This is a genomic window from Pelomonas sp. BJYL3 (assembly GCF_027257975.1).
In the GTDB taxonomy this organism is placed as follows: domain Bacteria; phylum Pseudomonadota; class Gammaproteobacteria; order Burkholderiales; family Burkholderiaceae_C; genus Roseateles_B; species Roseateles_B flavus.
This window is the reverse complement of the sequence record NZ_JANZKX010000001.1, coordinates 784663-797039: the sequence shown is the minus strand read 5'-3', so window position 1 is coordinate 797039 and position 12377 is coordinate 784663. Positions and strand designations below refer to the sequence as shown.

Below are 12377 nucleotides of genomic sequence, written 5' to 3'. Positions count from 1 at the left end.
ACGCGGCCTGCGGGCCGCGTTTTTCATTGCAGGTCCGCATCTGTCGAGAGAGGAGTCCCCCATGCTGCACTTCAAGGCCCGCGACGGCTTCCCGCTGAACGGCCATCTCTACGGCGACCCCGCCACTGCACGCGCCGGCCTGCTGATCGCCCCGGCCATGGGCGTGGAGCAGCGCTACTACGCCGACTTCGCCCACTGGATGGCGGCCCAGGGCTGGCTGGTGATGAGCTTCGACTACCGCGGCATGGGCGCCTCGCGCCCGGCCGAGATGCGGCATTCGCTCAAGGGCCTGGACGCGGACATCCGCACCTGGGCCGAGCAGGATGCGGCCGGCGCGGTCGATGAGCTCTCGCGCCTGCTGGGCCCCGACCGCCCCCTGCACTGGCTGGGCCACAGCCTGGGCGGGCAGATCCTGGGCCTGCTGCCCAACCGCGAACGCATCGCCAAGGCGGTGACCGTGGGCACGGGCAGCGGCTACTGGCGCGAGAACGCCGCGGGCCTGCGCCGCTACGTCTGGTGGCTCTGGTACGTGGTGGTGCCCCTGAGCCTGCCGCTCTTCGGCTACTTCCCCGGCCGCCGGCTGCGCAAGGTGGGGGACCTGCCGCGCGGCGTGATGGCGCAATGGCGGCGCTGGTGCCTGGACCGCGACTACCTGATGGGCGAGGGCGGTGCCGCGCTGCGCCAGCAGTACGCGTCGCTGGCGCTGCCCATGCTGTCGCTGTCCTTCACCGACGACGAGTTCATGTCCCGCCGCAACACCGAGAGCCTGCACGGCTTCTACGCCGGCGCCCGGCCCGAGCTGCAGCGCATCGCACCGAAGGACGTGGGCGAGCGCCGCATCGGCCATTTCGGGTTCTTCCGCGCGCGCTTCGAGGCCAAGCTCTGGCCGCGGGTGAGCCTGTGGCTGCAGGGCGCCTGACCATGGACGCAAGACCTGACCCCCACGACGCCGGGCAGCCTTCGCGACGCCTGGTGCTCGGCGGCGCGCTGCTGGCCGGCACCGGCCTGCTGAGCGGCTGCGAAGGCCAGCTGCCCGAGGGCTTCCAGGGCTGGACCGAGGCCCAGAAGGCCGTGCTGGAGCTGCGCTTCCATCCGCGCCGCCACGACGGCACCTGGACCGTGCCCCAGCTGCTGGAGCATCTGGCCCAGAGCATCGAGTACTCGATGAGCGGCTATCCGCAGGCGAAGCCGGCCTGGTTCCAGTCCACCCTGGGCAAGACGGCCTTCGCGCTCTTCGACGCCCGCGGCAAGATGAACCACGACCGCGACGAGCCCATCCCCGGCGCACCGGCCCTGGATGCCGAGGCCACGCTCAAGCACGGCGTGCAGCGCCTGCTCGATGCCATGGACGCCTTCGCGGCCTGGACCGGCCCGCTGAAACCCCATTTCGCCTACGGCCCGCTCAGCAAGCCCGAGTACCAGCGGGCCCACCTGATGCACCTCGCCCACCACTGGGAGCGGCTGCAGCCCGCCGCCGCCTGACCCTCAGACCTGCCAGGGCAGCGCACCGCTCTGGCATCATCCGCCCCCAAGGAATTTGCCTGGAGAGAATGTCGTGACCATCAAGACCGCCACCGTCAATGGCGTGCTGACCCTCGAGATCGCACGCCCCGAGAAGAAGAACGCCCTGACCCGCGCCATGTACCAGGCCATGGCCGACGCCCTGATCGCCGCCAATGGCGACAAGGCCGTGCGCGCCGTGCTGATCCAGGGCCAGCCCCAGATCTTCACCTCGGGCAATGACATCGAGGACTTCATGGGCAGCCCGCCGCGGGACGAGAACGCGCCGGTCTTCCAGTTCATGCGCGCTCTGCTGGGCTGCGAGAAGCCGGTGATCGCCGCCGTGAACGGCGCGGCCATCGGCATCGGCACCACGCTGCTGCTGCACTGCGACTTTGTCTACGTGGCCGACGACGCCCGCCTGGCCATGCCTTTCGTGAGCCTGGGCCTGGTGCCGGAGTTCGGCTCCAGCCTGGTCGTGCCGCGCCTCATGGGCCATGTGAAGGCCGCCGAGAAGCTGCTGCTGGGCGACCCCTTCACCGGCGCGGATGCCGTGGAATGCGGCATCGCCAACGCCGTGCTGCCAGCCGGCGAGGTGGTCAACCAGGCCCGCCGCGTGGCCGAGCGCTTCAACAGCCTGGCGCCCAGCGCCGTGCGCGAGAGCAAGCGCCTGATGCGCCGCCACAGCCTGGAGCAGCTGCAGGAAGCCATCAAGACCGAGGCCGAGATCTTCGGCGCCCGCCTGCGCTCGCCCGAGGCCACCGAGGCCTTCCAGGCCTTCTTCCAGAAGCGCCAGCCCGACTTCTCCCAGTTCGACTGATGCTGGGCCCGGCCAAGCTGCTGCTGGCACCGGTGCTGCTGTGGCAGGGCCGGCAGGTACGCAGGCGCGCCCTGCAGCTGCCGGAGGCGGCCGGCGCGCGGGCCGGCCAGGCCGGGGAGGGCGCGTTGAAGCTGCGCCTGCTGATCGTCGGGGATTCCTCCGGCGCCGGCGTGGGCGCGCCCACGCAAGACCTGGCCCTCGCCGGCCGCCTGGCCGCGCACCTGGCGCAGGCCCTGGGCGGTCGTGTGCACTGGCAGCTGGTGGCCCGCACCGGCCATGACAGCGCCGACGCCCGCGAGCATCTGGCGCAGGCCGAGCTGCAGCCGGCCGATGTGCTGGTGACGGCCCTGGGTGTCAACGACGTCGTCGGCCAGCGCCGCGCCACGCACTGCCTGCAGGACCTGGACGCCATCCACGAGATGGCGGTGCAGCGCTGCGGCGTGCGCTACAGCCTGCACAGCGCCGTGCCGCCCATGCATGCCTTCCCGCTGCTGCCTCAGCCCCTGCGCTGGATGCTGGGCGCGCAATCCCAGCGCCTCAACCGCCGCCTGGCCCGCCACCTGATCGGCCGGCGCGATCGCGGCCTGCAGTCCCTGCCGGCGCATCTGCATGGCCCGGCCGCTGCGCAGCACATGGCCGAGGACGGCTTTCATCCCGGCCCGGCGGGCTACGAGGTCTGGGCTCAGGCCCTGAGCCAGCGCCTGGTGCGGGAGCGCAAGGTGTGGTCGAGCGCGGACTGAGCGGCCGTCAGATCACGTTGAGCTCGCGGTAGGGCTCGCCGCGCAGCAGGCGGTCCGGCCCCAGGGGCGAGAGGTCCAGCGTCTCGTAGCGGCCCGTGGCGATCCACTCGGCCAGGCCGCGGCCCACGCCCGGCGCATGCTGCAGACCGTGGCCCGAGAAGCCGCAGGCCATCAGCAGGCGCTCCTGGCCCGGCCATGGGCCCACCAGGCCGTTGTGGTCGACGTCGTTCATCTCGTAGTAGCCGGCCCAGCTGCGCGCCTGGCGCAGGCTGGCAAAACCTGGCACCCGTTCGGCCAGGGCGGGCCAGAGGCGTTCCTCGAAGAGGTAGTCCTCCGGATCCAGCGGCAGGTCGGCGGCGTCCTCGCCGAAGGGCGGGCCGCCGCAGATGAACTGCCCCGCGCCCTCGGGGCGGAACCAGAGGCCGGAAGGGTCGATGACCAGCGGGCAGCCCGGTGCCGGCTCCTCGGTGCGGAAGGCATAGACGCTGCGCCGCCGGGCGCTGACGGGCAGGGCGATGCCCGCCGTGGCCGCCAGCGGCGCGGACCAGGCGCCGCAGGCCAGCACGAAGCGGTCTGCCGTCAGCAGACCGCCGCTGGCGGCATGCACGCCGCAGACCTGGCCCTGGCTGTCGAGCTCGAAGCGCTGGGCGTCGTCCTTCAGGTACTGCACGCCCGCCGCCTGCGCCCGTTGCTTGAGCGACTGCAGCAGACCCCAGCCGTCGAACCAGCCCTCGCCGCTGCGGCCCCAGCTGCCCAGGGCCAGGTCTTGCGTGGCCAGCCAGGGAAAGCGGCGCTGCAGCTCGGGCGGGTCCAGCAGGGTGACGTCTGCGCCCTGCGCGCGCTGGATCGCGTTCAGGGCCTGCTGTTGCGCGGCACCCGAGGGCGGGATCAGGTAGAGATAGCCCTGTTCCACCAGCCCGGCCTGCGGCCCGGCGGCGCGCAGCACCTCCAGGCCGTGCAGGGACAGGGCGATGTTCAGCGGCGTGGAGAACTGCTGGCGGATGGAGGCGGCCGAGCGCGCCGAGGAGGCGCGCTCATAGCTGGGATCGCGCTCCAGCACCGTGATGCGCCCGCGCCAGCCGGGCCGCTCGGCCAGGCTGGCCGCCACCGCGCTGCCCAGGGCGCCGCCGCCGATGATCAGCAGGCTGTCCGGCATGGGCGGTGTTCAGTCTTCGAGGGTGAAGGGGCGGGGCTTGCCGTCTTTGTCGATGGCCACGTAGGTCAGCTGGGCTTCGGTGACCTTGACCACATGCGGGCTGGCCGGGTTGCGCTCGGCGATCACCTCGACCTGCACGGTGACGGAGGTGCGGCCCACCCGCACCACCTGGGCATAGAAGGACAGCAGGTCGCCGATGGACACCGGCTGCTTGAAGAGGAACTCCTTGACCGCCACCGTGGTGATGCGGCCGCGCGAGATGCGCGCCGGCAGGATGGAACCGGCGATGTCCACCTGGGCCATGATCCAGCCGCCGAAGACGTCGCCGTTGTGGTTGGCGTCGGCCGGCATGGGCATCACGCGCAGCACCAGCTCGCGGGGCCAGACGCGGGCGTCAGGGGCGGGGGCGGCGCTGGGGGCCGGAGCCAGGGGGCTTTGGGTGTCGGACATGATGGCAATCGGGACTGCAGTGACAATGCGGCCCATTCTCTCCCTATCACCATGCGCCGTCATCCTTCTGTCACGACCACTGCCTCCTCCTCGCACGCAGGCTCGGCCCAGGGTGGCACCGCGCCGCGGCTGGACACCACCGTCAAGGGCGACTGGGGCACCGTCGCCAAGCTCATGCCCTATCTGTGGCACTACCGCTGGCGGGTGAGCCTGGCCCTGGGCTTCATGCTGGCCGCCAAGCTGGCGAACGTCGGCGTGCCCCTGCTGCTGAAGGAACTGGTGGACAGCCTGAGCCTCAAGCCCGGCTCGGCGGAGGCGATGCTGGTGGTGCCCGTGGGCCTGCTCGTGGCCTACGGCCTGCTGCGGCTCTCGACCTCCCTGTTCACCGAGCTGCGCGAGCTGGTCTTCGCCAAGGCGACCGAGGGCACCTCGCGGGCCATCTCGCTGCAGGTCTTCCGGCACCTGCACGACCTCTCCCTGCGCTTCCACCTGGAGCGCCAGACCGGCGGCATGACGCGCGACATCGAGCGCGGCACCCGCGCCGTGCACTCGCTGATCTCGTATTCGCTCTACAGCATCCTGCCCACGCTGATCGAGGTGGTGCTGGTGCTGGGCCTGCTCGGGATCAAGTTCGATGCCGTCTTCGCGCTGATCACCATCGCCGCGCTGGTGATCTACATCGCCTTCACCGTCTACGTGACCGAGTGGCGCACCCAGTTCCGCAAGCAGCTCAACGAGCTGGACTCGGTGGCGCACAGCAAGGCCATCGACTCCCTGCTGAACTACGAGACCGTCAAGTACTTCAACAACGAGGACTTCGAGGCCGGCCGCTACAACGAGAGCCTGGAGAAGCTGCGCCGCGCGCAGCTGAAGTCGCAGAGCACGCTGTCCATGCTCAACACCGGGCAGCAGCTGATCATCGCCCTGGCCCTGGTGGCCATGCTGTGGCGGGCCACGCAGGGCGTGGTGTCCGGCCACATGAGCCTCGGTGACCTGGTGATGGTCAACGCCTTCATGATCCAGCTCTACATCCCGCTCAACTTCCTGGGCGTGATCTACCGCGAGATCAAGCAGAGCCTCACCGACCTGGAGAAGATGTTCCAGCTGCTGTCCCGGGAGCGCGAGGTGGCGGACGCCCCGGATGCCCCCGCGCTGCAGGTGCCCACGGGTGCCGTGCGCTTCGAGGACGTGCACTTCGCCTACGACCCCGAGCGGCCCATCCTGCACGGCATCAGCTTCGAGATCCCGGCCGGCAAGAAGGTGGCCGTGGTGGGCCCCAGCGGCTCGGGCAAGAGCACGCTGGCGCGCCTGCTGTACCGCTTCTATGACGTCGACGGCGGCAGCATCCGCATCGACGGCCAGGACATCCGCACCGTGCAGCAGGGCTCGGTGCGCCGCGCCATCGGCATCGTGCCCCAGGACACCGTGCTCTTCAACGACAGCATCGCCTACAACATCGGCTACGGCCGGCCCGGGTCCACGCAGTCCGAGATCGAGGCCGCGGCGAAGGCGGCCCACATCCACGGCTTCATCGCGGCCACGCCCAAGGGCTACGAGACGACGGTGGGCGAGCGCGGGCTCAAGCTCTCGGGAGGCGAGAAGCAGCGCGTGGCCATCGCCCGCACGCTGCTGAAGAACCCGCCCATCCTGATCTTCGACGAAGCCACCTCGGCCCTGGACTCCAGCAACGAGCGCGCCATCCAGGCCGAGCTGGAAGCCGCGGCGCAGAACAAGACCGTGCTGGTGATCGCGCACCGGCTCTCCACCATCGTGGACGCGCATGAGATCCTCGTGATGGAGCAGGGCCGCATCATCGAGCGCGGCACCCATGCCCAGCTGCTGGCGCAGCAGGGCCGCTACGCCCGCATGTGGGCGCTGCAGCAGGCCGCCCATTGATCCCCTGGACCCCATCTCCGGACCCGTTCGCTACACTGCCCCCGTGGAAACCAAATGGCTTGAAGATTTCGTCAGCCTGGCCGAGACGCGGAGCTTCTCGCGATCGGCCCAGCTGCGGCACGTGACCCAGCCGGCCTTCTCGCGCCGCATCCAGGCGCTGGAGGCCTGGGCGGGCGTGGACCTGGTGGATCGCTCGTCCTACCCCACGCGCCTCACCGCGGCAGGCGAGACCCTGCTCGGGCAGGCGATGGAGGTGCTGGGCAACCTGCAGGCCACGCGCAACATGCTGCGCAGCCATCAGTCGGCCGGGCAGGACATGATCGAGTTCGCCGTGCCGCACTCGCTCGCCTTCAGCTTCTTCCCGCACTGGCTGATGGAGCTGCGCCAGCGCTTCGGCGCGGTCAAGAGCCGGCTCAATGCCCTGAACGTGCACGACGCCACCCTGCAGCTCAGCGAAGGCAACTGCGACCTGCTGGTGGTGTATCACCACGCGAGCCAGCCCCTGCAGCTGGACCCGGAGCGCTACGAGATGGCCTCCCTGGGCCACGAGACCCTGGCCGCCTACGCCCGCTCGGATTCGCAGGGGCGGCCCCTGTTCAGCCTGCCTGGCCATCCGGGCCAGAAGATCCCCTTCCTCAGCTACGCCGCGGGCGCCTACCTGGGCCGCCTGGTGGAGCTGATCGTCAAGGCCTCGCCCACGCCCCTGAACCTCGATGCGCTCTACGAGACCGACATGGCCGAGAGCCTCAAGGCCATGGCCATCGAGGGCCACGGCCTGGCCTTCCTGCCGGCCAGCTCGGTGGCGCGCGAGCTCAAGTCCGGCCGCCTGGTGCGGGCCGCGCCGGAGGGCCAGTTCGAGCTGAGCATGGACCTGCGCATCTACCGCGAGCGCCCGGCCATCGCCAAGCGCAGCAAGCCCGCGGCGCTGGCGCTGTGGAACTACCTCAAGGAAGCGCAGGGCGCCGCACACACGGGCTGAGGGCGACCGAGGGCGGCAGAGGGCCGTCTGCCCGGGTGACCGCTTTTTGCGGTACAAGCTCGTCACGCGTGCGCTGCCCCGAGGCCGCACCATCCCCATCCCCTGTCCTTTCATCAAGGAGTGAACCCGATGAAGAAAAGCCTGACTGTGCTGAGCCTGGCCCTGCTGGCCGCCACGGCGGTCCATGCCGAAGACACGCTGAAGAAGATCAAGGATTCCGGCGCCGTGACCATGGGCGTGCGGGAGTCCTCCGGCCTGTCCTACACCATCGGTGACGGAAAGTACGTGGGCTTCCACATCGACGTCTGCCACCATGTGCTGGAAGACGTGAAGAAGCAGCTGGGCCTGGCCAAGCTGGAGATCAAGTACCAGCCGGTGACCTCGCAGAACCGCATCCCCCTGGTGCAGAACGGCAATGTGGACATCGAGTGCGGCTCCACCACCAACAATGCCACGCGCCAGAAGGACGTGGCCTTCGCGGTGACGACCTACGTGGAAGAAGTGCGCATCGCGGTGAAGGCCAACTCGGGCATCACCTCCATTGCGCAGCTCAATGGCAAGCATGTGGCCACCACCACCGGCACCACCTCGGTCCAGACCCTGCGCAAGCATGAGCGCGCCACCGGCGTGGACTTCAAGGAGGTCTTCGGCAAGGACCACGCCGACAGCTTCCTGCTGCTGGAATCCGGCCGCGCCGACGCCTTCGTGATGGACGGCTCCATCCTGGCCAAGAACATCGCCACCTCCAAGACCCCGGCCGACTACAAGATCGTCGGCGAGGTGCTTTCCGTCGAGCCCATCGGCATCATGATGCGCAAGGACGACCCCGCCTTCAAGAAGGCCGTGGACGACAGCATCAAGGCCATGATCAAGTCCGGCGAACTGGCCAAGACCTACGACAAGTGGTTCCTGCAGCCCATCCCGCCCGCAGGCGCCAAGATCGGCATGCCGCTCAACGAGGCCACCAAGAACGCCTGGGCGAACCCGAATGACAAGCCGATGGAAGAGTACGCGGTCAAGAAGTGATCGGGTCGGTGATCTGATCGGAAGGGCGGTCCGCAGGGGCCGCCTTTTTTGTTGGTGGGTTGAGGGGGTGGAGGCGGTTTTGGGCTGGTTGCCTTCGTTCACCAATGGACGCTTCGCGGACCGTCAGGCTTGGGCAGCGAGTCCAAGGTGCTTCGCACAGCGCCGCCGCCTACGTTAAGCGCATGAATGTTGAGTGTGGTGCTAGCCACATCGGAGTGGCCCAGCAGTTCCCGCACGGCTCGTATGTCCTTGGTGCTGCGGCTGTAGTGCAGATAGCGGATCCGCTCGCGCAACGGGTCCGGCAGCCGAGGAGCCGTCAATGGGAGCAGGCGGTGTGCTGAGCCGGGACGCAGCGTTTCGCGAGTCGGCATTTCGCACGTTGGACTGGGCATGCATGCTTCCCCGCTGAAGTGAAAACCCACCGTTGCATGCTCCGGAAGCTACTGGCACAGTCACCGGCCTGGGAGGTGCCGGTTTGCGCGAGAATCTAATGCTGTAGGGAGCACCAGTCCATCGACTGATTGTGGATGCCGATCAAGGACTTGCAAGCGCGCAGTCGCGGTTGGTTATGCGGCAAGCCGCTGAGTTCTGCAGCACAACGTGCTGGATAAACCAATAGTTAGGCGTCTATGCGGACACTCGAGGAACTGATCGATAGCGTCGAGCCAGCGTTGCCACTGGTTCACCAATGGCTTTCGCAAGCTGCCCAGAAGTTTGAGGTCCTTGAGCCGTCGGAATCACGCGGTGATGTGTTGCTCGGGTTGCAGGTGACGACCCGGTCACCAATGGGAGCAATCGCCTACGAGACTGGCGGAATCCTGATTGACAACGGCTGGCTGCGAGTTCTCGGCTCCGGCAACCCAAAGCTACGGCGGAACATTGTCGAATGGAACACCGGCCGATCCAATGGCCATCTACTTGTGGCGGACGATGCGATTGGTGGGTTCTTTTCCATCAATGGTGGAGCCTTCGGCGAAGATCGCGGCTCTATGTACTACTGGGCGCCGGACACTTTGAAATGGGAGCCTTTGGGCCTCGGTTACTCCGAATTCCTCCGTTGGGCCGTGAGCGAGAAGTTGACCGTCTTCTACGAAGGCTTGCGATGGCCAGGGTGGGAAGTTGAAGTGAAAAGTGCTGGAGGTGACGAGTGCTTCACCTTCTACCCCTTCCTATGGACCGAGCAGGGTTCCGTCCAGTCAAGCTCTCGCAGACTGGTCAGAGTGGCCGAGCAGTTTGCGTTCAACGTCGACCCAAGGGGTGAAGCGCAATGAACCAGCCGCCTAACCCCTCCGTCAAGGGGACGTCTTGCGCCATGGCGCAGGCCGCCCCTTACGTCGAACGTTAGGCCGCACAGTGGAGAGGGAGCGGATTTGAACGACACCGAGTATGAACAGTGGGTGACCGGAGAGCGCAGGCGTGTGAAGGACTACCTGGAGGGGCAGGGCCTTGCGTCGCCGAATGTGGGATGGCCGGCGTTCGACGTTCCTCCATACTTTGCAATCTGGGCAGTTGAATCTCAGCGCGTCCCCGGAAAGGTGGGCTGGTGGGCGTTCTCTGGGGACTGCCCGACCGACTATGTCTCGGAAGACGGGAACTGCCATCCGCGGGACGCCTTGAAGTTGCTGCTTGAGCGCTGGCGAACCTATGTCCCATCACTAAAGGCGGGAAGGCAACCGGCCGGTGTACGTTTCGGTGATGGCGCGAGTCTCGAGACGCTCGGCGAGCTCCTGGAGTCCCGAGCGGGTATCCTGGCCGCTTGGCACGAAGACGACGGCCTTTGGAAGGACCTGTAGGTCCGGTCTAGCAGAACGCTCGACTCGGGTTGTCCACGCTCCGGTTGCTTGGTCGATCTTGATAAAGAGGGCAGCAGGGGCCGGCCTCAAATTTCAAGACCAACTGCCTCGGGACCTAGAATCTGCGGCCTGACCGCCCGCCCCGCGCCCCGCGCCTCGGCAAGCCACTGACCTCCGCGCTTTTGGGACAATACGCCCCCATGAGCACCCCCGCCCCCCTCACCGAACTCACCATCACCCGCCCCGACGACTGGCATCTGCACGTGCGCGACGGCGCCGCCATGCAGAGCGTGGTGCCCTACACGGCCCGCCAGTTCGGCCGCGCGATCATCATGCCGAATCTGCGCCCGCCGGTGACCACCGCCGCGCAGGCCGCGGACTACCGCCAGCGCATTCTGGCCGCCGTGCCTGCGGGCCTGAGCTTCGAGCCGCTGATGACGCTCTACCTGACGGACAACACACCGCCCGAGGAGATCGCCGCGGCCAAGGCCGCAGGCGTGGTGGCGCTGAAGCTCTACCCGGCCGGCGCCACGACCAACAGCGACGCCGGCGTGACCGACCTGCGCAAGTGCTACAAGACCCTGGAGGCCATGCAGCGCGAGGGCATCCGCTTTCTGGTGCACGGCGAGGTGACCGATCCGGACATCGACGTCTTCGACCGCGAGGCCGTCTTCATCGACCGCGTCATGACGCCGCTGCGCAAGGACTTCCCCGAGCTCAAGATCGTCTTCGAGCACATCACCACCAAGGAAGCCGCCGCCTACGTGATGGCCAGCGACGAGCACGTGGCCGCCACGCTCACGCCGCAGCACCTGCTCTACAACCGCAACGCCATCTTCACCGGCGGCCTGCGCCCGCACTACTACTGCCTGCCCGTGCTGAAGCGCGAGGAGCACCGCCAGGCCCTCATCAAGGCCGCCACCTCGGGCAGCCCCAAGTTCTTCCTGGGCACCGACAGCGCGCCGCACGCCTCGCAGATGAAGGAGAACTCGGTCTGCGGCGCCGGCTGCTTCACGGCGCTCTCGGCGCTGGAGCTCTACCTCGATGCCTTCGAGGCCATGGGCGCGCTGGACAAGTTCGAGGCCTTCGCCAGCTTCAACGGCCCGGCCTTCTACGGCCTGCCGCGCAACGGCGGCACCATCACCCTGCGCAAGCAGGCCTGGACCCTGCCCGAGAGCGTGCCCTTCGGCGATGCGCTGCTCAAGCCGCTGCGCGGTGGCGAGGCGCTGGCCTGGCAGCTGGTCTGAGGAGCCGGCGCTGAGCGAGCCCGCGCTGCCTGGGCCCGCCCCGGACTGGACCGCGCCCTGGCTGGCGGACTACCGCGCCGCCGGGCTCGCCCTGCAGCAGCGTCTGCATGCGGGGCTGACGGTGGCGCAGGCGCTCAATGTCCTGGTCGACGCCATGCCGGACGCCGAGCGGCCGCGCCTGCGGGGTCAGGCCTTGCGCTTCGTGCCGCAGGCCGCGCTGGATGGCGGTCCGGGCTACGAGGCCTTCATCGCGCTGGAGGCCGCCGTGCCTACCCGCGAGCACTGGCATGACGCGCTCAATGGCCTCGTCTGGCTGCGCTGGCCCGCGCTCAAGGCGCGCCTGAACGCGCTGCACCAGCAGGGCCTGGAGGCGCCGCAGGACGAGGGGCGGCGCGGCCCCCTGCGCGATGCCCTGACACTGTTCGACGAGAACGGTGCCTGGCTCGAGGCGCCGCCAGCCCTGTGCGAGGCCTTGCAGGCGCGGGACTGGCGGCGCCTGTTCATCGAGCGGCGTCCGCTCTGGGCCCAGGCCCGGCTGCACCTGATCGGCCATGCCTTGATGGAGAAGCTGATGCAGCCGCGCACCCCCATCTGCGCCCATGTGCTGCTGCAGGACCCGCAGGGCCTGGACGCCGCCGCCTGGGCCGGCAAGCCCTTTGCCCCGCTGCCCGTGCTGGGCGTGCCGGGCTGGTGGCCGGCCAACGAGGAGGCCGGCTTCTACGGCGATGTACGGGTGTTTCGTCCGTCACCGGAGCCGCAATGCAGCTAGC

Annotated in this window: 13 protein-coding genes; 11 read left to right on the top strand and 2 right to left on the bottom strand. The window is 68.5% G+C overall.

From position 1 onward, the window contains the following. Positions 1-61 precede the first annotated feature (61 nt). From O9Y01_RS03585 to O9Y01_RS03570, 4 genes are all read left to right on the top strand, one after another. A complete protein-coding gene (locus tag O9Y01_RS03585) occupies positions 62-919 on the top strand; it encodes an alpha/beta hydrolase family protein (protein WP_269630108.1) in 858 nt (285 codons plus the stop codon). Positions 920-921: 2 nt separating this feature from the next. Next, on the top strand, positions 922-1482 hold the full coding sequence (locus O9Y01_RS03580) for a DUF1569 domain-containing protein (protein ID WP_269630107.1): 561 nt from the start codon (positions 922-924) through the stop codon (positions 1480-1482). A gap of 73 nt (positions 1483-1555) precedes the next feature. Then, a complete protein-coding gene (locus O9Y01_RS03575; RefSeq protein WP_269630106.1) occupies positions 1556-2320 on the top strand; it encodes an enoyl-CoA hydratase in 765 nt (254 codons plus the stop codon). After that, complete coding sequence (locus tag O9Y01_RS03570; protein ID WP_269630105.1) at positions 2320-3060, top strand: SGNH/GDSL hydrolase family protein; 741 nt, start codon at positions 2320-2322, stop codon at positions 3058-3060. The genes O9Y01_RS03575 and O9Y01_RS03570 overlap by 1 nt, the downstream gene beginning before the upstream one ends. A 7-nt stretch (positions 3061-3067) precedes the next feature. Here O9Y01_RS03570 and O9Y01_RS03565 read toward each other — a convergent pair whose 3' ends face one another. Next, positions 3068-4216, bottom strand: coding sequence for an NAD(P)/FAD-dependent oxidoreductase (locus O9Y01_RS03565; protein ID WP_269630104.1), 1149 nt, complete (start codon positions 4214-4216; stop codon positions 3068-3070). A 9-nt stretch (positions 4217-4225) separates the two neighbouring features. Beyond that, the gene (locus O9Y01_RS03560; protein ID WP_430765632.1) at positions 4226-4666 is read right to left on the bottom strand and encodes an acyl-CoA thioesterase; all 441 of its coding nucleotides are present in this window, start codon (positions 4664-4666) and stop codon (positions 4226-4228) included. A gap of 51 nt (positions 4667-4717) precedes the next feature. Here O9Y01_RS03560 and O9Y01_RS03555 point away from each other — a divergent pair, with 51 nt between their 5' ends. The 7 genes from O9Y01_RS03555 (at position 4718) to O9Y01_RS03520 (ending at position 12376) form a co-directional block, all read left to right on the top strand. Continuing rightward, the gene (locus O9Y01_RS03555) at positions 4718-6562 is read left to right on the top strand and encodes an ABCB family ABC transporter ATP-binding protein/permease (protein WP_269630103.1); all 1845 of its coding nucleotides are present in this window, start codon (positions 4718-4720) and stop codon (positions 6560-6562) included. Positions 6563-6605: 43 nt separating this feature from the next. Further along, positions 6606-7541 (top strand): LysR substrate-binding domain-containing protein, encoded by a 936-nt coding sequence (locus O9Y01_RS03550; RefSeq protein WP_269630102.1) that lies wholly within the window; start codon positions 6606-6608, stop codon positions 7539-7541. Positions 7542-7670: 129 nt separating this feature from the next. Then, positions 7671-8567, top strand: a complete 897-nt coding sequence (locus tag O9Y01_RS03545; RefSeq protein ID WP_269630101.1) for an amino acid ABC transporter substrate-binding protein — start codon at positions 7671-7673, stop codon at positions 8565-8567. A gap of 629 nt (positions 8568-9196) precedes the next feature. After that, on the top strand, positions 9197-9838 hold the full coding sequence (locus tag O9Y01_RS03535; protein WP_269630100.1) for a DUF2625 domain-containing protein: 642 nt from the start codon (positions 9197-9199) through the stop codon (positions 9836-9838). Positions 9839-9937: 99 nt separating this feature from the next. Beyond that, positions 9938-10360 carry a DUF4826 family protein gene (locus tag O9Y01_RS03530; RefSeq protein WP_269630099.1) on the top strand — a complete coding sequence of 141 codons (423 nt, stop codon included), beginning with the start codon at positions 9938-9940 and terminating at the stop codon, positions 10358-10360. 200 nt (positions 10361-10560) lie between these two features. Next, positions 10561-11607 carry a dihydroorotase gene (pyrC, locus tag O9Y01_RS03525; RefSeq protein WP_269630098.1) on the top strand — a complete coding sequence of 349 codons (1047 nt, stop codon included), beginning with the start codon at positions 10561-10563 and terminating at the stop codon, positions 11605-11607. A 25-nt stretch (positions 11608-11632) separates the two neighbouring features. Beyond that, positions 11633-12376, top strand: a complete 744-nt coding sequence (locus O9Y01_RS03520) for a DUF3025 domain-containing protein (RefSeq protein WP_442952714.1) — start codon at positions 11633-11635, stop codon at positions 12374-12376. The last annotated feature ends 1 nt before the right edge of the window (position 12377 follow it).